17 protein-coding genes and 6 tRNA genes are annotated in these 20516 nt (G+C 40.2%); all 23 read left to right on the top strand.

Going from position 1 to position 20516, the window contains the following annotated elements:
• The first annotated feature begins 6 nt into the window (after nucleotides 1-6).
• The 23 genes from pyrH (at nucleotide 7) to U9Q08_03470 (ending at nucleotide 20159) form a co-directional block, all read left to right on the top strand.
• The gene (pyrH, locus tag U9Q08_03580) at nucleotides 7-726 is read left to right on the top strand and encodes a UMP kinase (GenBank protein MEA3328791.1); all 720 of its coding nucleotides are present in this window, start codon (nucleotides 7-9) and stop codon (nucleotides 724-726) included.
• A gap of 10 nt (nucleotides 727-736) precedes the next feature.
• Nucleotides 737-1297, top strand: a complete 561-nt coding sequence (gene frr, locus U9Q08_03575; protein ID MEA3328790.1) for a ribosome recycling factor — start codon at nucleotides 737-739, stop codon at nucleotides 1295-1297.
• A gap of 47 nt (nucleotides 1298-1344) precedes the next feature.
• Nucleotides 1345-1420, top strand: a tRNA-Lys gene (locus tag U9Q08_03570).
• 18 nt (nucleotides 1421-1438) lie between these two features.
• Nucleotides 1439-1513: transfer RNA gene (locus U9Q08_03565), tRNA-Glu, on the top strand.
• A gap of 85 nt (nucleotides 1514-1598) precedes the next feature.
• Nucleotides 1599-1675, top strand: a tRNA-Val gene (locus U9Q08_03560).
• A 79-nt stretch (nucleotides 1676-1754) separates the two neighbouring features.
• Nucleotides 1755-1833 (top strand) — tRNA-Asp (locus tag U9Q08_03555).
• Between the two features lie 294 nt (nucleotides 1834-2127).
• Nucleotides 2128-2829, top strand: a complete 702-nt coding sequence (locus tag U9Q08_03550) for a lipid-binding SYLF domain-containing protein (GenBank protein MEA3328789.1) — start codon at nucleotides 2128-2130, stop codon at nucleotides 2827-2829.
• A gap of 2 nt (nucleotides 2830-2831) precedes the next feature.
• On the top strand, nucleotides 2832-3413 hold the full coding sequence (locus U9Q08_03545) for a 3'-5' exonuclease (protein MEA3328788.1): 582 nt from the start codon (nucleotides 2832-2834) through the stop codon (nucleotides 3411-3413).
• Nucleotides 3404-3478 (top strand) — tRNA-Phe (locus U9Q08_03540). The genes U9Q08_03545 and U9Q08_03540 overlap by 10 nt, the downstream gene beginning before the upstream one ends.
• Nucleotides 3479-3522: 44 nt before the next feature.
• Nucleotides 3523-4506: an ROK family protein gene (locus U9Q08_03535; GenBank protein ID MEA3328787.1), complete on the top strand. Its 984-nt coding sequence runs from the start codon at nucleotides 3523-3525 to the stop codon at nucleotides 4504-4506.
• A gap of 1 nt (nucleotide 4507) precedes the next feature.
• Nucleotides 4508-5113, top strand: coding sequence for a PAS domain S-box protein (locus U9Q08_03530; GenBank protein ID MEA3328786.1), 606 nt, complete (start codon nucleotides 4508-4510; stop codon nucleotides 5111-5113).
• Between the two features lie 7 nt (nucleotides 5114-5120).
• Nucleotides 5121-7898 carry a Cache 3/Cache 2 fusion domain-containing protein gene (locus U9Q08_03525; GenBank protein MEA3328785.1) on the top strand — a complete coding sequence of 926 codons (2778 nt, stop codon included), beginning with the start codon at nucleotides 5121-5123 and terminating at the stop codon, nucleotides 7896-7898.
• 30 nt (nucleotides 7899-7928) lie between these two features.
• A complete protein-coding gene (locus tag U9Q08_03520; protein MEA3328784.1) occupies nucleotides 7929-9104 on the top strand; it encodes a hybrid sensor histidine kinase/response regulator in 1176 nt (391 codons plus the stop codon).
• A gap of 1 nt (nucleotide 9105) precedes the next feature.
• Complete coding sequence (locus tag U9Q08_03515) at nucleotides 9106-9489, top strand: response regulator (protein MEA3328783.1); 384 nt, start codon at nucleotides 9106-9108, stop codon at nucleotides 9487-9489.
• A complete protein-coding gene (locus tag U9Q08_03510) occupies nucleotides 9486-11174 on the top strand; it encodes a GspE/PulE family protein (GenBank protein ID MEA3328782.1) in 1689 nt (562 codons plus the stop codon). The genes U9Q08_03515 and U9Q08_03510 overlap by 4 nt, the downstream gene beginning before the upstream one ends.
• Before the next feature lie 18 nt (nucleotides 11175-11192).
• A tRNA-Thr gene (locus tag U9Q08_03505) sits at nucleotides 11193-11264 on the top strand.
• A gap of 97 nt (nucleotides 11265-11361) precedes the next feature.
• The gene (accD, locus tag U9Q08_03500; GenBank protein ID MEA3328781.1) at nucleotides 11362-12174 is read left to right on the top strand and encodes an acetyl-CoA carboxylase, carboxyltransferase subunit beta; all 813 of its coding nucleotides are present in this window, start codon (nucleotides 11362-11364) and stop codon (nucleotides 12172-12174) included.
• Nucleotides 12175-12225: 51 nt separating this feature from the next.
• Nucleotides 12226-13335, top strand: a complete 1110-nt coding sequence (gene ugpC, locus U9Q08_03495; protein MEA3328780.1) for a sn-glycerol-3-phosphate ABC transporter ATP-binding protein UgpC — start codon at nucleotides 12226-12228, stop codon at nucleotides 13333-13335.
• A 16-nt stretch (nucleotides 13336-13351) separates the two neighbouring features.
• Nucleotides 13352-14560 carry a sensor domain-containing diguanylate cyclase gene (locus U9Q08_03490; GenBank protein MEA3328779.1) on the top strand — a complete coding sequence of 403 codons (1209 nt, stop codon included), beginning with the start codon at nucleotides 13352-13354 and terminating at the stop codon, nucleotides 14558-14560.
• Nucleotides 14548-15789: a sensor domain-containing diguanylate cyclase gene (locus U9Q08_03485; protein MEA3328778.1), complete on the top strand. Its 1242-nt coding sequence runs from the start codon at nucleotides 14548-14550 to the stop codon at nucleotides 15787-15789. The genes U9Q08_03490 and U9Q08_03485 overlap by 13 nt, the downstream gene beginning before the upstream one ends.
• Nucleotides 15790-15796: 7 nt before the next feature.
• Complete coding sequence (gene lptD / locus U9Q08_03480) at nucleotides 15797-17878, top strand: LPS assembly protein LptD (protein ID MEA3328777.1); 2082 nt, start codon at nucleotides 15797-15799, stop codon at nucleotides 17876-17878.
• Nucleotides 17879-19189, top strand: a complete 1311-nt coding sequence (locus tag U9Q08_03475) for a nucleotide sugar dehydrogenase (protein ID MEA3328776.1) — start codon at nucleotides 17879-17881, stop codon at nucleotides 19187-19189. It begins immediately after the preceding gene.
• A gap of 19 nt (nucleotides 19190-19208) precedes the next feature.
• The gene (locus tag U9Q08_03470; GenBank protein ID MEA3328775.1) at nucleotides 19209-20159 is read left to right on the top strand and encodes an SDR family oxidoreductase; all 951 of its coding nucleotides are present in this window, start codon (nucleotides 19209-19211) and stop codon (nucleotides 20157-20159) included.
• The last annotated feature ends 357 nt before the right edge of the window (nucleotides 20160-20516 follow it).

The raw sequence follows: 20516 nt of genomic DNA, 5'->3' as shown, positions 1-20516 counted from the left end.
ACAGGGATGAAGAAAAAAAGGTCCCTTTACAAAAGAATAGTTCTTAAACTGAGCGGAGAGGCGCTACAGGGCAGCCGGCCGTACGGCATTAGCCCGAAGATGACTCAATCTATCGCAGAGCAGATAAAAGAAATCAATAGATTGGGTTTAGAGATAGTTATAGTTATCGGTGGCGGTAATATCTTTAGAGGAGTGTCGGCAGCCAGCCGCGGTATTGACCGTTCGACGGCTGACTATATGGGTATGTTGGCCACGGTTATAAACGGCATGGCGCTTCAAGATGCATTGGAAAAAGTAAGTGTTGCCACCAGAATTCAAACTGCTATAGAGATGAAGGAATTAGCTGAACCCTATATCAGGAGACGGGCTGTCCGCCATTTGGAAAAGAAAAGAGTGGTTATTATGGCCGGAGGGACCGGTAACCCGTATTTTACCACCGATACTACAGCTGCCTTACGGGCTATTGAATTGAATGCTGAAATTATTTTGAAAGCCACCAAAGTAGACGGTGTTTACACTTGCGATCCTCACCGGAATAAAAGGGCAAGAAAGTTCGACAAACTGACCTATATGGAGGTTTTGAAGAGAGGGCTTAAAATAATGGATGCAACCGCTATTTCTCTTTGCATGGATAACAACCTTCCGATTATTGTCTTTAATTTGACGCAAAAAGGGAATATCAAAAATATCATCTTAGGTCAAAAAATAGGAACCGTAGTTAACTGAAGATAAAATTATGATAATTAATGAGACATTAAGAACAACAGAATCCAAGATGAAGAAAATCATTGAGTCTACCAGAAGGGAGTTTATGGGCGTCAGGACCAGCAGAGCTTCTGTTGGTCTGGTTGATAATTTGAAGGTCGATTATTTTGGCGTGCCGACATCATTAAAACAACTTGCCGCTATAGCCATTCCCCAACCCAGGCTCATCGTTATCCAACCCTGGGATAAGTCTGTTATCGGCGCAATAGAAAAGAGTATCTTACAGGCAAACTTAGGCATAACCCCGGTCAATGACGGCAAGGTTATTCGGATTACGATTCCTTCGTTAACAGAAGAGAGAAGAGAGGAGTTAGTTAAGGTATTGCGAAAGATAGCCGAAGACGGAAAAGTGGCTATTAGAATTATCAGAAGAGATGCCCTGGAATCAGTAAGGGAAGGTGAGAAAAAAGGCAGTATTACCGAAGATGAGAGGTTTAAAGTTCAGGATAAATTGCAGCGGTTTACTGATCAATATGTAAACGAAGTAGACCGGATATTATTGGAGAAAGAAAAGGAAACCAGGGAAGTATAGGTAAGAGGCAAAGTATTGGCAACTTGTCATTAAAGTAAGTTCTTATTGGGCCGCTAGCTCATCTGGTAGAGCACATCCCTTTTAAGGATGGGGTAGAAGGTTCGAGTCCTTCGCGGCTCACCAAAATCGCAGAATGATTTTGTCCCCATCGTCTAGTCTGGCCTAGGACATCAGATTTTCGATCTGACGACATGGGTTCGAATCCCATTGGGGACGCTCTATACACAAATCACCACGAATTCGTGAAGATTCGTGTGTAATTTTTGTTCATTTGTTTTTAAGGTAATTCAGCAATTTATAAGGGCGATTAGCTCAGTTGGTTAGAGCGTTGCGCTTACATCGCAAAGGTCACAGGTTCAAGTCCTGTATCGCCTACCAAAAACGCAAAAATTAAAACCTTTTTGCGTTTTTGCGAACATTGAATCTTAAATTTGTTTTTTGTACTTTTATAATTTTTGGGGGTATAGCGTAGCCTGGCTTAACGCGTCAGATTGTCGATCTGAAGATCGAGGGTTCGAATCCCTTTGCCCCCGCCATATTAGCTCGAACTCGAGAGCTTACAAAAATAAGATTTTTTTAATTCAAATCACAAAATTTTCTTACGAAAATTTTGTTCAGATTCATGGCAGGCATAAAGATTTTGTGAATGGTGAGTGCCATGTACTTGAGCGAAGCGAATGGTACATGGCATGTATTGAATTGGTACTGATAATTTGCTATCAAGGCAAATTGTCGGTACCTTATCATAAAGAGATCCTTCGTCCCGAATCTTCGGGACTCAGGATTTAATTCGTCCCGAATCTTCGGGACTCATTTAAGAGGAGGGAAGTATGAAGAAAGTATTTTTTTATGCAGCAGTGCTTGTTGTGATCTCAGTGCTGCTGGTTTTTCCCAACGAGGCTTTTTGCTCGAACCGGGAAAAATTAGTGACAAAGCTTGATAGCTCGATCACTGTTATTGACGAAATGATGCAGATGCCCGAAGGTTGTATACCTACACAAATGTTTTCCGATTGCACAGGAATAGCTATTTTTCCCACTGTGCTTAAAGGCGGCTTTATCTGGGGAGGAAGATATGGCCAAGGGGTTATATTACACCATGACCGGAAAACAGGTAAGTGGGGTCCGCCGGCCTTTTTCACGGTCGGAGGAGTAAGCTGGGGCCTTCAAATAGGAGGACAGGCGATAGATCTAATTTTGGTATTTAGCGGCGAAGAAGCTGTTGATGGTCTTCTTCGGGGCAAGCTTTCACTTGGCGCAGATGCCGCGGTTGCTGCAGGTCCGATAGGAAGAGATGCAGAGATGAGCGGTGATGTCATGCTTAAGACAGGAATTTTTTCTTACTCAAGAACAAAAGGTCTGTTTGCGGGTGTGGCGCTAAAAGGAGCAATAATAACGCCTAACAATGACTCTAATCGGATTTTTTATGGTAAGGATGTTACTCCCAGAGATATCTTGTTAAGCGGAAAGGTAACACCTCCGGCCGAAGCAGAAAAACTTATGAATTTACTGGGTAAATATTCCTATAAATAAAAGTGAATGATAAAGATGATTTAGCGTTAGAAAATGTCATTTTTGCCTTTTTTGATCTAGAGACTACCGGTCTTGAACCAGGTCAGGGAGATAAGATTTGCGAAGTGGCTGTATTGAGGACTCGTAGCGGTCAGCACCTGGAATCTTTTCATAGTTTGGTAGACCCCGGAAGAGCACTTTCCCCGGCGGCTTATGCGGTAAACGGCATAACTCAAAAAATGCTGGATGGAAAGCCAAAGTTTAAGCAGATATCCGGTCAGGTGTTAAAGATGTTTGACGATGCAGTTATTGTTTGTCATAACGCGCTGTTTGATATAAGGTTTCTTAAGGTTGAGCTTGAGGAGGCCGGACTTAGGCTTCCTGATTATCAGATAATTGATACCTTGACGCTTGCCAGGAAGCACTTCAATTTTTCTAATAACAGTCTGGGTAGCATAGCCCGGTTCCTGGGAATTAAGATTGAACAAAGCCACCGGGCAATGGGTGATTGCATTACGACCCATCAGGTTTTTGAAAGATTTTTAAAAGATCTTAATTGGCGGAGGACAATTACATTAAATAAACTTCTTAATGTGCCGAGGTAGCTCAGTGGTAGAGCGCGGGCCTGAAAAGCCCGGCGTGGTCAGTTCGATTCTGACTCTCGGCACCATTTTATTTTCTGTAAAACGGAAGAGGAGCGGAGAACGATAGAGCGTGAAAAAATATATCATTGGTTTAGATATAGGCGGTACCAAGACATCATGTGTAATCGGAACAAAAAAAGGAAGAATACTAGGTAAGTCATTATTCCCCACCGAAACCCAAAAAGGGTCGAGTCAGACTCTTAAGAGGATAATCAAAAATATAAAAGAGTTGTTAAGGCGCTTGGATATTACCCTGGCTGAAGTAGAGGGGATGGGTATTGGCGCCCCGGGACCTTTGGATCCGATAAAAGGCGTAATTCTTAATACGCCCAATATGCCCGGTTGGAACAATGTTTGCTTAAAGGAAATATTTAGCCGGAAATTTAATTTGCCGGTTATATTGGATAATGATGCTAATGCCGCTGCTTTAGGAGAAAAGATTTTTGGGGCAGGTAAAGACATAGGTGATATGTTTTATTTTACAGTCAGTACGGGTATAGGCGGGGGACTTATTATCGGGGGTAAAGTTTATCATGGGGCTAGCTTTGATGCCGCTGAAGTAGGACATACAGTTGTCTTGGTGGATGGCCCAAAGTGTAAATGCGGCAAGCGTGGTTGTCTTGAGGCGCTGGCCAGCGGAACTGCAATAGCCAGAAAGGCCAAAGAAAAAGTTAAGTTTGAACCGTCTTCGCTTATTTTAAAATTAGCCGGCAATAGCAGCTCCATTACTGCCAGAATAGTCAGCCAGGCGGCCGAGAAGGGTGATGAGCTGGCTAAGCAAATTTTTCAGGAAGCAGGAAGATTTTTAGGAATAGGTGTAGCTAACGTTCTTAATCTAATTAATCCTCAAATGGTAGTAATCGGCGGGGGAGTTTCTTTAGCCGGCGAACTCTTGTTTAAACCAATGAAAGAAAGCGCTAAAAAAGAGGCATTCGGAAAGACCTATCAGGTTTGTCAGATAGTCCCTTCTAAACTTAAAGATAAAGTCGGCGATTTAGGAGCTGTTAGCCTTGTTTTCAATAAATACCGAAGAAAGGATGGAGGACACAGTTGAGATGTTAAGATACAGAAAAGAAGATGACAAAACAGATAAATCTCGCAAACTTTTAGCCGCAATCTTAGGAGGTTCTCCAGCCGCGACATTTTTTATTAAAAAAAGTAAAGCCATTTGGGTAAGTAAGGCAGCAGAGGGTATTTTAGGCTGGCCGTTGGAAAAATGGCTGGATGAACCGTCGATGGCGTTTATTTATCCAAACCGGGAAGAATTTGAAAGAGTTAACAATGAAATTATCTATAAAGATATAGTAAAAAAAGGACGTATTAGTTATGAGTATGATTATGTCCATCGGGATGGACACCGTGTTCCCACTTTGGTGATTATGCAGGCTATCAATAGAGATGATCTTGACGAGGGATTTATTTTTTCTATGATGGATAATACAGAACGCGTGAAGACTTCCAATGCGATAAAAGAGCTGAACGAGGGTTTAGAACAGAAAATAGAGAAAAGGACAAAAGAACTGAAAGAAAAAGTGAATGAATTAGAAAGATTCAGGGAGGCTACGGTAAACAGAGAGCTCAGGATGGAAGAGATGAAGAAAGAAATAGAGCGTTTGCGGAAACAACTTCAGGAAAAAGATAAAACAAAAGCTGAAAAGTAAAAATTAAATGAAGATCGGCGATATCGATATAAAATGGCAGTTAATATTAATATCTATCTTACTGGTTACCCTGCCGGTAATTATGTTAGGTATAATGAGTTATAATAGCGCAAGGCAAGGCATATTGAACAATATTATTGTGACATTAAAGACTCAATCTTCCGATTGGCTGGTTGTCACCCAGGCATATTATGATTTAATTGAGGAAAATAAAAAGGCTGCTGGGGGTAGAACCAGGAATATTGTAACTTCTCAGGCCTCGGGAATTTTAAAACTGATAAATAATCATCTCAGAAAAGACCCAACATCGGTCGCCTTAAAGGAGCCGTTGCTCCGAGCCAGAAAATATGAGAAAAATATGCTTCTTTACGGTTTCGCCGGGCGGGAGTTTAATACGTATGTTGAAAATTTCGATCTGGCTATCAAAGATATGAAGAAACTTATTACCGAGGCAAGTTCAATAATTGGCTTGGATACTAAATCAGTAACAGCAGCATTAAAGAAATATAAAAAGGAAATGGGTGTTGTAAAATCAGGAGGGAGGGTGGAAGGCGCCAAAAACCTTGTTGATGGTGCAGTCAGAGTGGCAAGTGATGAATTAGAATTAGAATTTGGCAAATTAGCAGATAAACTGTCTGAAGAGAGATTGAAGGAATTATTGTCATCTACGGTTATTGGTGAGACCGGCTATGTTTATATACTCGATTATAAAGGGAATTATGTTCTTTCTAAAGAAAGAAAAATGGATCGGGCTAATATTTGGTATGCAGAAGATAGTAAAGGAAGATTTTTTATCCAGGATATTATTAAAAAAGGGCAAGTCTTAAAGGAAGATAAAATTGATTATGATAGTTACGTTTGGAAGGATAGCGGAGAGAAGTCAGCCAGGAAGAAGTTTGTTGCCGTGATGCACATTCCCGAGAAAGAATGGGTTGTAGGAGTGACTATTTATCCTGAAGATTTGCTTGCGAAGGACTTTGAAGATATAAAAAAAGAAGAACTAAAGAGCTTGATGGCACAACAAAAGATAGGCAAGACGGGATATGTCTATATTATTGACGGCCAGGGAGAGGATGAGGGCCGTTATATTTTATCAAAAAGCAGGAAGGATGATGGCGAAAATGTTCTTTTGATGAAGGATTACAAAGGAAAACGATTCATCAAACAAATAATTGAAAGCGCGCCTAATCTGAAAAAAGATGAGTCTGGGGCAATGACTTATTTATGGAAAGACAAAGATAAACGGTTTCCCAGGCTGAGAGCAATGGCTTATGTTTATTTTCAACCCTGGAATTGGATTATAGGTACTTCTGTTTATCTGGATGAGTTTTTCGAAGATATAAATAGTATAAGAAACCAGATAGTTCTTGTCTGCATTACAGCGATAATGTTAGGTTCAACGATCGCTTACTTTTTTACATCGGCGATGACAAATACATTTAAACAACTGGTTAGTAAAATGAACAGCGCTGCCCACGGGAATTTAGATATAGATATGGGAGATGTTAAGGCATTGAACGATAAAAACGAAATTGGCCAGCTGGCAAACGCTTTTAAGCAGATGACTGAGAATCTACGCCTGACGACTTTTTCAAAGGATTACGTTGACGATATTATTGGTAATATGAATGATGCATTGCTGGTGATTGATAGCAACGAAAGGATTAAAAAGGTGAATAACGCTACCTGTCGGTTGCTGGGTTATACTCAGAATGAGATATTAAAACATCCTCTGGATGATTTTTTTACACCGAAGTTCGAAGGTTTAAAGATTTTTAAAAACAGGATTTTTCAGGGAGAGATTATATCGAATCTGGAAATAGAATTTAAAAGCAATACGGGTAATCCTATCCTGGTAAGTCTTAATGGAGCTTTACTTAAAGATTCCGAGGGAAAGGATACCAGCGCTATTTTAGCGGCAAGGGACATTAGAGAACATAAAAAACTTTTAGACGACCTGTCCAAAACCAGGAAAGACCTGGAAGAAAAAATAAAAAAACTTGAAAAAGGCGATAAAGCAATGCTTTTTATGATTGAAGATTTAAATACCATAAGCCAGGATTTAAGAAAAGCCAGAGATAAACTTGAACAAAAGGTTATCGAGGTAGAAAGATCCAATAAAGAACTGGATGATTTTACTTATGTTGTTTCACACGATTTAAAGGAACCTTTGCGAGGCATTGCTGCTTTTACTGGTTTCCTGGATGATAAATACAAGTCCAAATTAGACGGACAGGCAAAGCACTATATTGAGCTTATAAAAAAGTCGGCGGACAAAATGGAAGTTTTGATAAAAGACCTTTTAAAACTTTCCCGGATAAGCCGCTGGAAAAAACCTCCCGAGAATATAGAACTAAACAAGCTTTTAAATGAGATAAAAGAAGATCTTTTCTTGCGTCTCAAGGAAAGAAAAGTCGATCTTAAAATTCTTAAACTCCCGGCAATTAAATATGAAAAAGTAAGGATATCTCAGCTTTTCACTAACCTGATTACTAATGCTGTTAAGTATAACGATAAGAAAAATCCGCAGGTGGAAATAGGTTGCGAAAAATCTAATGATGAAAAGTTCAAATTTTATGTCAAAGACAACGGAAAAGGGATCCCGGAAGAATATCGTGAAAAGGTATTTGGTCTATTTCAAAGATTACAGCCTGATGACCAAAAAGGCACAGGTGCGGGCCTAACTATCTGTAAAAAAATAGTGGAATCTCACGGAGGAGAAATCTGGGTCGAATCAGAAACTGACAAAGGGAGCGTTTTTTATTTTACGGTTCCTAAAAAATAGTATAGGACATAACAGAAACAAGGTGCATAAATGGCGAAGAGAGAGATAAAAATACTTCATATAGATGACAGTCCGATAGATAGAGAGATAATGGCCGAGGCTCTTAAAGCAATTGAGGATTTTGAGATAAAGATAGAATCTGCCCGAACGGCAACGGAGGGTCTAGAAAAGGCAGCCGGGGTTAAGGATAGATTCGATGTGATTATAGTAGATTATAAAATGCCGGGATTGACCGGTGTAGACTTTATGCGCAAGCTTAAAGAAAAAAATATAGATATACCGGTTATAATGTCTACCGGTGCGGGCAGCGAAAAAGTTGCTGTGGAGGTAATGAAACTCGGAGCCTATGATTATATGTTAAAGGACGAGGCTTTTAGGGGAGGAACTTCTTTGGTTGTTAAAAGAACGCTCCAGAGGTACGAAGAAAAGAAAGAAAGAGAGCGCTTAGAGGCCGAAACTAAAGAATATGACCGAAAACTTAAAAAGGCAAATGAGGAACTTAGAAAAGTCAGCCAGATGAAAAGCGATTTTGTTTCGATTGTATCTCATGAATTACGTACACCCTTATCTTCTATCAGGGAAGGGGTTTCCCAGGTCCTGGATGGAGTAACTGGCGAGATTAATAATAAACAGAGGAAGTATTTAGCCATATCTATTGAGGAAATAGACCGTTTGAACAAAATAGTAAACGACCTCTTAAATATTTCAAGGCTTGAAGCCGGTAAAGTCGAACTTAACAAGGAGTCGATAGGTATATCCGGGCTCGTTAATAAAGTTATTGATGGATTTAAGCATCTGATTAAGGATAAGGATATTTCACTGACGAGCATTGTTCCTCAAAACGATATAAAAATCTCTCTGGACGCAGAAAAGATCAGACAAGTCGTTTTAAACTTAATATTCAACGCCTATAAGTTTACCAAAGAAAAAGGAAAAATAACAGTAGAAGTAAAGAATAAAGAAGATAAAGTGGAGATCGTGGTGAAAGATACCGGTATAGGAATAGCCAGGGAGGACATTCCAAGGTTATTCAGTAAATTTGCGCAATTCGGCCAGAAAGGAGTTTACCGGGGAAAAGGAACAGGATTAGGTCTGGTTATCTGTAAAAGCTTCATTGAAATGCACGGAGGAAAAATTTGGGCCGAGTCAGAATTAAATAAAGGTAGTAAGTTTATATTCAGCTTGCCGAAAAAACCGGGAGTTTAAAATGAATGAGAAAATACTGGTAGTAGACGATGAACAGCGGTTAGTTGAGATGTTAAAGACGAGATTAGAGGCAAATCATTATCAGGTTATTACTGCCTTTGATGGCCAAGAAGCACTCAAGAAGGCCAGAGAGGAAAAGCCTGATTTGATGATTCTGGACCTTATGCTTCCTAAATTAGACGGTTACCAGGTCTGCCGTTTATTAAAATTTGATAAGACAATGGATAAAACACCTATTATTATGTTAACAGCGCTTGGTCAAAGAGATGATAGAGAATGGGGTAAAAAGGTTAATGCTGACGCTTATATAACCAAACCTTTTGAAGCAGAGGAATTACTGGAATGTATCAGACGGCTTATAACTAAAACGGGCAAAAAATTATGAAATTTAAAAAGAATCTGGAACAGATTTTGCTGGAAAAAGGAAAAATCAACCACAAACAACTGTCCCAAATAGTGTCTGCCAGGGAAAAGGCTGGCGAGAAAATCGAGGAATTTATTATAAGAGAGAAATTTGTTACTGAAGAGGAAATTACCGAAGTTATAAGCGAGGAAATAGGAATAGCTTTTTTGGACCTGAGAAATTTTATAATAGACCCGGCGGTTTTGAATATCGTTGATGAGAAAACAGCCCGGCGGCTGCACCTATTGCCTCTTTATAAGGTTAAAGATACCCTGACTATTGCTATGGCAGATCCGCAGGATATTATTTCTGTCGATGAAATAAGGGTTAGGACCGGGTTTAGGAATATCCAGGTTGTAATGAGCACAAGAACGGCGATTTTAGAAGGCATAACGCAGGCTTATACGCTGGGAAGCACTCTAGATGACATAATAAAGCCAATCACCGAACAGGGACTGGTTTATGCCCCTTCGACAACCGTAACGTCGCATATGCTGACAAGCCTTGCCAAACAACCTCCGGTTATTAAATTTGTAAACCAGATGATTTTCGATGCATTAAAAAGCAGGGCCAGCGACATTCACATTGAGCCGCTACAGAATAAATTAAGGATTCGTTTCCGAATAGATGGAATATTATACGATATTGTTTCTGTGCCGATGCAGATTCACCTGCCGGTAGTTCCCCGAATTAAAATATTGGCAGGATTGGATATAGCTGAAAGGCGCAAGCCTCAGGACGGAAGATTTAGCATAGAAGTAGCGGGTAAACAGATTGATTTAAGGATAGCGGTATTCCCCATGGCTTATGGCGAGAGTGTATCTATGCGCATTCTCGACAGGACCACTTCGTTTCTGGAGCTTGAAGAATTAGGGTTTTCCTCAGATGGGTTTAAAAAATTTCAGAAATTGATTAAAATTCCCCACGGTATAATACTTGTTACCGGTCCTACCGGTTCCGGAAAAAGTTCAACTTTATATGCGGTATTAAATAGAATTAGTTCTCCGGAAAAGAATATTCTTACTATAGAAGATCCGATAGAGTATCTCTTGGAGAATGTGAACCAGGCCCAGGTGAACCCTAAGATCGGTCTTGATTTTGCCGCCGCCTTACGCTCTTTTTTAAGACAGGATCCGGATGTAATAATGATTGGTGAGATCAGAGATGAAGAAACCGTAGACATGGCGTTCAGGGCTGCTTTAACCGGACACCTTGTTCTTTCAACTTTACATACTAATGATGCCCCAACCGCGATAACCAGATTAAAAGATATGGGTCTTGATAAAAACATAATGGCTTCCTCGATGTTGTGTATATTAGCCCAGAGATTAGTCAGAACAATATGTTCTTCTTGTAAAATTTCCCATCAGCCGGAAAAAAACTTGCTTGATGATTTAGATATCAAACCTAATTCAGAAACTAAATTTTACAAAGGTAAAGGATGCGATGATTGCAATGGGACAGGTTATAAAGGCAGGATTGGAATTTATGAATTATTAGAGGTTACCGATGAGATAAAAATTTTGGTCCAAAAAGATGCGTCGATAGAGGAAATCAGGAAACAGGCCATTGCAGCGGGAATGAAGACATTAAGCCAAGATGGAATGGATAAGGCCAAACAGGGCATAACTACCCTGGAAGAAGTAATAAGAGTGACGCAAGAATAAAAATGAATTTGTGTTGATGCTGGCGTAGCTCAATGGCAGAGCAGGACTTTCGTAAAGTTCAGGTTGGTGGTTCAACTCCACTCGCCAGCTCTCTAAAAATTAGAACGTTGTCCTGAACATAATTCAAGGACAGCGGTTTCGTAAACCAGAGGTTGACCGAAGGCAGATCCAAAATACTTTAAAAAACATGTCACCATTTGGAAAGAAAAGAAAAGGGGTTCCGGCAGGACTTTGGACAAAATGTAAGGATTGCGGGAGGGCTATATTTTATAAAAGCTTGAGGGAAAACCTTATGGTCTGTCCCAGATGCAGCTATCATTTTACCCTGGGCGCGCAGGAAAGGATTAACGTTCTGTTGGATCCGGACAGTTTTGTTGAACATGAGACAGGCTTAACAACAGTCGATGTCCTTGATTTTAAAGGGGTAAAAACATATAAGCAAAAGTTAAAAGAAGACCAGGAAAAGACAGGTTTAACCGAAGCATGTGTTGTCGGCCGGGCCAGAATTGATGGTAGAGAGGTAGCTTTTGGGGTAACCGATGCCCGTTTTATCATGGGATCTATGGGCTCGGTAGTAGGTGAGAAAATTACCAGATTAACTGAACTGGCTATCAATAACAAACTGCCGCTTATAATGGTTTCAGGGTCAGGCGGCGGGGCGCGGATGTATGAGGGGATGTTCAGCCTGATGCAGATGGCCAAGACCAGCGCTGCGTTAAGCAAGTATAACCAGGCGAAATTACCATTTGTATCTATTCTTACCAATCCAACGATGGCCGGAGTAATGGCAAGCTTTGCCTCTTTAGGTGATGTGATTATTGCTGAGCCTGGGGCTCTGGTCGGGTTTACCGGGCCAAGGGTGATAGAACAGACCATCAGGCAGAGGCTGCCAGAAGAATTTCAGACTTCTGAATTTTTATTACAGCATGGCCTGATAGATATGATTGTTGATCGCCGAAGCCTAAAACAGACCTTAAATCTTTTATTGGGTTTCTTTTGACATTAGTTTGAAATGTGGTATAATTATCAACTATATAAATAGCGAGGGAATATGGCTACAGTAAGATTAAAAAACGTAAGCAAGGCATTTTCTAATAATGTCCAGGCAATAAAAGATATAAATATTGAAGTAGCTGATAAAGAGTTTTTAGTCGTAGTAGGGCCTTCTGGCTGCGGGAAGTCAACATTTTTGAGGTCGATAGCGGGTTTAGAAGAAATCACCAGCGGAGAAATTTACATCGGCGATAAGATAATTAATAATACTCCGCCTAAAGACAGGAACGTTGCTATGGTTTTTCAGAATTACGCTCTTTACCCACATATGGATGTTTATGGCAATATGGCTTTCGGATTGAAACTTCGCCGTTATCCTAAAAAAGAAATAGATAAAAGGGTTAACGATGCTGCTACTATACTGGGCCTGAAGAATTTATTGAATAGAAGGCCAAGAATGCTTTCCGGCGGTCAAAGACAGCGAGTAGCCGTGGGCCGGGCAATTGTCCGCAAGCCCTATGTCTTTTTATTTGATGAACCATTGAGCAATTTAGATGCAAAACTGCGGGTTCAGATGAGGACGGAAATCAGAAAACTTCACAACCGCCTGCAGGCAACTATGATCTATGTTACGCATGATCAGATCGAGGCTATGACCATGGGCGATAGGATAGTTATCTTAAAAGACGGTTTAATTAATCAGGTAGCTGACCCAATTACACTTTACTTTAAGCCGGTTAATAAATTCGTAGCTGGTTTTATCGGATCACCGCCGATGAATTTTATGGAAGGAAGTATTATTAAAAAGGATAGAGATTTTTATTTTGATGAAGGTAATTTTAGAATAAAGATTGTAGAAGAAATGGTACCTTATATGTCTAATTATCAGGATAAGGTTGTTATTTTTGGAGTAAGACCGGAAGATATTTATGATAAATTGTTTACCCCTGATGCCTCTCCAGAAAATACTCTGGCTGCCACTTGTGAAGTAATAGAGCCCATGGGTTCTGAAGTCTATTTGCATTTAACCAGCGGCAAACACAATTTTATTGCCCGAATGGCTACAGGAACCGATGAGCGGGCCGAAATAGGCCAGGATATAGATTTAGTATTTGACATGAGCAAGGCTCACTTCTTTGATCCCAAGACCCAAGACACCATTATTTAAATTAGAGACTTTCTTAATGGCTACCTGCCCACTTACCTTGTCTTTTAGCAGCGCCATCCCGTCTAAATTACATATTTTTCTTATCTGCTCAGGGATTATTTTAATTATGGGGTTTTTCTGGCAACGGATTAGGAGAATAAGGCGGTTAAACGAAGTCAAGTTAGAAAAAATGGAAGAAAAAAAAAGAAAGCTTATCCTGGAATATGAAAAAGAAGAAGTTGTAAATCAAACGCTTAACAAAAGGCTTCAGCGTTACTCTACTTTAAAGAATGTAACTGAAGATTTGAGCTCCACATTGTCGTTAGAAGAATTATCTAAGGTAATACTTGTTCAGACCTTTAAGGTTATTGGCAAAGGAGAAGAGTATTTTTTGTCTCTGGTTTATAGAAAAAAAGGAGGTTTTTCAGTATTAAGCCAGCAAAGGAACTCTAAGATTACTAAATTGGAATTCAGAAAGAAAGGGGATATATTTGATCACTGGGTCTTAAGGCAGAAACAGCCGTTGATAATTACAGATACCCAGAAAGATTTCCGGTTTAATCCGGGCAAGCAAAATTACCGGTCTTTGATAATTGCTCCGATAATCAGCAAGGAAAGAATGGTAGGCCTGCTTCGCATAAACGATCAAAGCAGTTATGTCTTTTCTCCCAATGACTTGAGGTTGTTGGACATTATTTCCGGTTTGGTCTCGGTAGCTATAGAAAATGCCCTTCTTTATCAACGGACCGAGGAATTGGCTATCAGAGATGGCTTAACCTCTTTGTATGTTCAGACTTATTTTAAAAAACAGTTGGCAGAAGAGTGTGAACGGGCAAAGATAAGCAAAATTATGGTGTCTGTTTTGATGTGCGATTTAGATTATTTTAAGAAGTATAACGACCAATATGGTCATACAGCTGGAGACATTCTTCTAAAAGGTATAGCCGGTATTCTGCAGGAAAAAATTGGCAACAATGGCCTGGTGGCCCGATATGGAGGAGAAGAATTTGCTGTAATACTTTCCGATACAAACAAAGAGCAGGCAGTAATTGTTGCTGAGGATATTAGGAAAATAATAGGTAAAAAGGTATTTCTTTTAAGAAGAAAAAAGACCAAAATTTCTGTTTCAATTGGAGTGGTTAGTTTTCCTCAAGATGCCTTGGATGCTGAAAGACTTATTGCTGCGGCCGATAAAGCGCTTTATAAAGCAAAAGAACAGGGAAGAAATTGCGTATGTTATTTATAGTCGGCTTTATTTCAGCCGTTATGACTGCTGCACTTGTTTATTACCTTTATTACTTAGAGCAAAGGGAAAAGCTTCTATTTCAGGATAGCTCAACCAAGATCAAGCGTGAGTGTTTAAAGATTAAAGAAAAGACCAAAAAGATGAATAGTCTTAATACGCAATTAGACTATGATCTTCTGCAGATTGCCTCACTTTATGAGGTTACTAAAGATATGGGTACGGCTTTGGAGTTCTCTGAAATATTTACTATTTTGAGCGGGGTCATACGAAGAACGTTTGATTTTAAAAAGAGTAAATTGATTTTAATTGCTGAAGTAGAAAACCATGGTTTGATTGAGAAAATTTATGAGATTCAAAAAGGAGATCCTATCCAGGAAGAAATTTCCTTTAAAGAAAGAAGAAAAGCGACAATGCTGGATAAAGAATTAAGGGCCAGGCCAACCGAGGTAGATGTTGGAGGCTTTGACCAAAATGTGGTCAGGCTTTTACTAAAAACAAGGAAGCCTATCTTTGTTTCGCCGGGCAGGGCTTATAGTTCCGATATAAAGCTTGCTCTTCCGCATGAAATCAGATCTTTCATTGCAGTACCGTTAATTGTAGAGAATAAGATTATAGCAATCCTAACGCTGGAGGGGTTTAAAGGAGATGTTTTTGATAAGTTTTTAATTTTAGCAGGGCAACTGGCGTTGGAGATGAAAAAGATAGAGCTGTATGAGGTAGTACAGGAACTTTCGATAATGGACGGCTTGACAAAGGCTTATGTCCGCCGGCACTTTTTGGAAATGTATAATGCTGAAATGGAGCGTTCTCTGCGGCATAAATTTAAATTATCCTTTTTTATGATCGATATTGACTATTTTAAGGCTTATAATGATCGGTATGGGCATCTTTCGGGAGATACTGCCCTTCAGGAGATAACGGAAATTCTCAAAAATAGCTTAAGACGCGTTGATTTGGTAGGCAGGTACGGAGGGGAGGAATTTGCGGTTATACTTCCCCAGACAGACAAAAAAGGTGCAGTTCAAGTTGCCGAAAGAATTAGGTGGGCCGCAGATAATCATATTTTCAGGACTTATTATGGGGAGCAAGCCAGGCTTAGTATTTCAATCGGCGTGGCTTGTTTTCCCGGTGACGCCAAGAAGGCAAAGACCCTAATAGAAAAGGCAGACCAGGCGTTATACCGGGCCAAGAACAAAGGGAGAAATAGGGTAGAGATATATGAGAGGTAAATCCAGAATGTTAAGAGTTTGGCGGTTGGCGGTTGGTATTTATTTATTGACCGGTTGTTCCGGCTATGCTCAGCAAGATTCATCTATTGTCTGCAACGGGGACAAAATAGAGTTTCTTACCGAAGAAAAAACAGTAATTGGCGAAGGTAATGTAGTTATTACTTATAATGATATAAAATTGACTTGCGATAAAGCAGTTGTCCGTTTAGATGCCAAGCAGGGTTTTCTGGAAGGAAATGTTACTTTATATCAAGACGGAAATACCTTTCGGGCTGAAAGGATAAATTATGATTTTGAGACCAAAAAAGGCAAGCTTATAAACGGCCGCGGTGAATTCAAGCCCTGGTATGGCAGGGGTGAAGAGATCGATAAAGTAGGAGATAAAGAATTCCTGATAACCAATGGTTATATCAGCACTTGCGAGCTTGACCCCCCGCATTATCGGGTTCAGTCAAAGAAGATTAAAATATTTTTAGGCGATAAAGTAGTTGCCTATAATGTTGTGATATATATAGACAAATACCCTGTATTTTATATACCGTTTTATACCCATTCTCTAAAAGATGAAAGGCCAAAGGTAACTATTACTCCGGGCCGTGAAAAGGATTGGGGGATATTTGCATTAGGCCAGTATCGCTACTGGCTGAATGAAAACGCTCAGGGTTATATTCATGCTGATTGGAGGGAGTTAAGGGGATGGGCCGGCGGTATAGATCATGATTATAGGTCGCGTAATTTCGGAGAAGGACATCTTAAAACTTATTACGCTGATGACTTGGATCAACAACTAATAGAAAGCTTAAGGGAAAGAGAACAGAGATACCGCGCTCAATACCGGCATCGTTGGCAAATAGATAATAATACCTTATTTCAGGCCGAGTATCATAAGTTGAGCGATGGAACCATTGTTAAAGATTTTTTTGAGGGTGAATACGAAGAAGAAAGCGAGCCGGAATCATTCATTTCTTTTACCAGATCACGGCCCGATTATATCATTAATCTGACTGCCACCGGCAGGGTTAATGATTTTTTCACGCAAGTAGAAAGACTTCCCGAGGTTTCATTAGATGTCCCCGGTTTAAGAATTGGCAATACGAGATTTTACTACCAGACAGAGACCAGCGCCTCGAACTTATATAATCGGAGAGCAGGACTTTCAGATTATGAAGCGATAAGGTTTGATAGTTTTAATAAGTTTTTCCATACCAGCAAGTTATTTGGCTGGTTGTACTTCACGCCTTATGCCGGAGCAAGAGAGACATGGTACAGCGAGGATGTAAACGGCAGTATTTTAAACAGGGCTATTTTTTACAGCGGCCTCGATTTAAGCACTAGTTTCTGGCGGGTTTTTGATTTGGAAAGTGATTTTTTAAATATGGGGATAAATGGATTAAGGCACTTGGTCGAACCAGGAATAAGTTATAACTATAGATATAGAGAGCCCGGCCTAAAGCAGGATAAAATATTGGTGTTCGACAGCATTGACGGGATAACCGACTATAATGCTGTTACCCTTAGCCTGGAAAACAAATTACAAACCAAAAGAAAATTTGACGATGAAATAAAAAAGGTCGATTTAGTAAACCTGTTTACGGCTATTGATTATTTTCCGGAGACCAACAAAATTTCCGGCCTTGAAGTTGATTTAGAATTAAGACCATATAATTGGTTGACCTGCCAGTTCGATACGGATTATAATATAACCAGCAAAGCCATGGAGACCTGTAACGTCGACTTAATAGCTAATGGCGGGGATAAATGGAGCTTTGGCGTGGGCAATAGATACTTAAGGCATATGGACAATGAACTGACCGTTCAGGCAAGTTATAAGCTTAATTCCAAGTGGCGTGTGTGGGCTTATCAGCGTTGGGGTTATCAGGCTGATAACTTCATGAGCGCAAATTTTAATGAACAGGAATACAGGATTCAACGTGACCTTCACTGCTGGACAGGAGAGTTGGCCTGGAACAGAAAAGACGCTGATACTATCTGGCTTGTCCTGCGGCTCAAGGCATTTCCTCAGATAGAGATAAAAGGACGTACTACTTACAACGAGCCCAGGATCGGCGAGCGTGGTTCAGGATATTAAATGATAGCAAGAGGATTAAAAGAAAAAATAAATAACAAGACCGCAAAAGTAGCCGTGATCGGATTGGGGTATGTAGGACTGCCGATAACCCTGGAATTTAGCAAGGCCGGATTTGACGTTTTTGGCATAGACACTGATAAAAAAAGGCTAAATACACTTTTAAATAAACGTTCATATATCCTGGAGATACCGGAGCAGGAAATAAAAAGTGCTATAGATAGAAAAAATTTCTTTCCTAAGCCTGATTATAAAATCCTAAAAGAAGTCGATATTATCATAATTTGCGTGCCTACGCCGTTGCGCAAAACAAAAATACCCAATATCTCCTATATTATGAAAGCAACCCGCACTATCGGCAAATATTTTAAAAGAGGAAGCCTTATTATAGTTGAAAGCACCACTTATCCAGGTACTACCAGAGATGTAATTTTGCCCATTCTTTCAAAAGGCGGATTGGTTGAAGGAAAAGACTTTTTCCTGGCCTTTTCACCGGAGAGAATAGACCCCGGCAATGAGAAATATAGCTTGGCCAATATCCCCAAGGTTGTAGGCGGAATAAGTAAAAAAGCCGGTGAGCTTACCAGAGAAATTTACTCCAAGATAATAAAAAAGGTTATTATGGTTTCGTCTGCTGAAGCGGCGGAGATAGTGAAGTTGCTGGAGAATACCTTCAGGATCGTAAATATCGGGTTGATAAATGAATTTGCAATGCTTTGCAACAAGCTCAAGATAAACGCCTGGGAGGTAGTGGAGGCAGCCAAGACAAAACCGTTCGGTTTTATGCCGTTTTACCCCGGCCCGGGCATAGGCGGCCACTGCATTCCTGCCGATCCGTTGTATCTCTCCTGGAAGGCGCGTAAAGTAGGTTTCAGGACAAAAATGATAGACTTAGCTTCCAAAACAAACCTGTTTATGCCCTATTATGTTTGTCAGCAGGCAGAGAAGCTTCTTATACAGCAAAATGTAGATATATCTAAAGCAAAAATACTTATTATGGGGGTTACTTATAAAAAGGATGTTAACGACCTTCGGGAATCTCCGGCATTGGATATTATTGAGATATTAAAGAAGAAAGGCGTGAAGGTTTCCTACTGCGATCCTTATATCCCATATTTAAAAATAGACGATATAAATCTTAAAAGATGCAGTTGTACCGCAAAGAACATCCGGGGAAGCGATTTATTGGTGCTTGTTACCGATCACACGGGGTTTGATTATAAATTTTTAGCCGCTAATGCCGGACTTGTTCTTGATACACGAAATATTTTCGGACGTTTAGGAATAAAAACCAACAACATCGTAACACTTTAAAAAGAAAGAGGTTAAGTTAATGGCAAGTTATCTGGTTACCGGCGGAGCCGGATTTATCGGTTCGAATATTATTGAAAGACTTGTTGAGCAGGATGAGCAGGTTAGAGTAATTGATAGCTTTATTACCGGTAAACGCGAAAACCTGGCCCCTTTTATGGACAGAATAGAATTGATCGAAGGCGATATAAGAGATCCGGAGGATTTAAAAAAGGCCTGTAAGGGCATAGATTACATCTTACATCAGGCGGCCCTTCGTTCTGTGCCAAAGTCTGTTGATGACCCGGTGTTGACAAATGATATAAATATAGCCGGCACGCTAAGAGTTCTTATGGCCGCCAAAGAAATGGGGGTAAAGAGGGTAGTTTATGCCTCAAGCAGTTCTATTTATGGTGATACAGATAAGTTCCCTCAAAAAGAAGAAGATCTTCCCCGGCCGATTTCACCCTATGCGGTTTCTAAACTCACCGGCGAGCACTATTGCCGGACATTTAGCGCTACTTTTGGATTAGAAACTGTTAGCTTAAGGTATTTTAATGTATTTGGCCCGAGGCAAAACCCGGAGAGCAAATATTCGGCGGTTATCCCTATACTTACCTTCAGGATGCTCAAAGATGAGCCGCCGACTGTAGAATGGGACGGTAAGCAGTCCCGCGATTTTACCTATGTGGGCAATGTCGTAGACGCGAATTTAAAAGCAGCCATAACGCCTGGTATATCCGGCGAAGCATTAAATGTAGCCTGTGGCAATAGTATTTCTATCAATGAAATAGTAGCTTTATTAAACGGGATATTAGATAAAGACATAAAACCTGTTTTTGCCCCCAAAAGACGCGGTGATGTCGCTAAAACCTATGCTGATATCAACAAGATGCATACCATCCTTAATCTCCAACCCAATGTCCAATTTAAAGACGGCCTGGAAAAAACAGTAGCCTGGTTTAAAAACAATCCATCTATCCTTACCCCCTAATTATCAGTAGCCCAGGACTAGTCCTGGGCTACACTCTTTAATGACTTATACCCAATGTCATTTTCCGGCTTGACCGTTTTTTAAGCGTCATCCTGCGGCTTGACCGCAGGATCCAGAGGGACGATATTTAAACGTCACCTATCACCTAGTGCGGAGCGAAGCGGAGCCTCCCCGTAGAGGATGACCTATCAGCTATGACCTACAACCTCTCCTCTTTTTTTACTTGACAAGGGCAGCTGATTAATATAAAATAACATCGTTCATTTTTAGAACATCATTTCAATAACATCATATGCCCCAATTACAAGAAAAATTCTTAAAGCCGACCGAACACCTGCGGAACCTGAAATTATTAGA

Source organism: Candidatus Omnitrophota bacterium (assembly GCA_034717435.1).
Lineage (GTDB): Bacteria > Omnitrophota > JAUWXU01 > JAUWXU01 > JAUWXU01 > JAYELI01.
The sequence above is the reverse complement of the archived record's forward strand: the minus strand, read 5'-3'. Positions and strand labels throughout refer to the sequence as shown.

Coding starts and splice junctions, on each gene's coding strand:
- U9Q08_03520 (MEA3328784.1), top strand. CDS start 7,929: ATGGCGAAGAGAGAGATAAAAATACTTCATATAGATGACAGTCCGATA.
- U9Q08_03490 (MEA3328779.1), top strand. CDS start 13,352: ATGGCTACCTGCCCACTTACCTTGTCTTTTAGCAGCGCCATCCCGTCT.
- U9Q08_03475 (MEA3328776.1), top strand. CDS start 17,879: ATGATAGCAAGAGGATTAAAAGAAAAAATAAATAACAAGACCGCAAAA.
- U9Q08_03550 (MEA3328789.1), top strand. CDS start 2,128: ATGAAGAAAGTATTTTTTTATGCAGCAGTGCTTGTTGTGATCTCAGTG.
- frr (MEA3328790.1), top strand. CDS start 737: ATGATAATTAATGAGACATTAAGAACAACAGAATCCAAGATGAAGAAA.
- accD (MEA3328781.1), top strand. CDS start 11,362: ATGTCACCATTTGGAAAGAAAAGAAAAGGGGTTCCGGCAGGACTTTGG.
- U9Q08_03515 (MEA3328783.1), top strand. CDS start 9,106: ATGAATGAGAAAATACTGGTAGTAGACGATGAACAGCGGTTAGTTGAG.
- ugpC (MEA3328780.1), top strand. CDS start 12,226: ATGGCTACAGTAAGATTAAAAAACGTAAGCAAGGCATTTTCTAATAAT.
- U9Q08_03510 (MEA3328782.1), top strand. CDS start 9,486: ATGAAATTTAAAAAGAATCTGGAACAGATTTTGCTGGAAAAAGGAAAA.
- U9Q08_03470 (MEA3328775.1), top strand. CDS start 19,209: ATGGCAAGTTATCTGGTTACCGGCGGAGCCGGATTTATCGGTTCGAAT.
- lptD (MEA3328777.1), top strand. CDS start 15,797: ATGTTAAGAGTTTGGCGGTTGGCGGTTGGTATTTATTTATTGACCGGT.
- pyrH (MEA3328791.1), top strand. CDS start 7: ATGAAGAAAAAAAGGTCCCTTTACAAAAGAATAGTTCTTAAACTGAGC.
- U9Q08_03485 (MEA3328778.1), top strand. CDS start 14,548: ATGTTATTTATAGTCGGCTTTATTTCAGCCGTTATGACTGCTGCACTT.
- U9Q08_03525 (MEA3328785.1), top strand. CDS start 5,121: ATGAAGATCGGCGATATCGATATAAAATGGCAGTTAATATTAATATCT.
- U9Q08_03530 (MEA3328786.1), top strand. CDS start 4,508: ATGTTAAGATACAGAAAAGAAGATGACAAAACAGATAAATCTCGCAAA.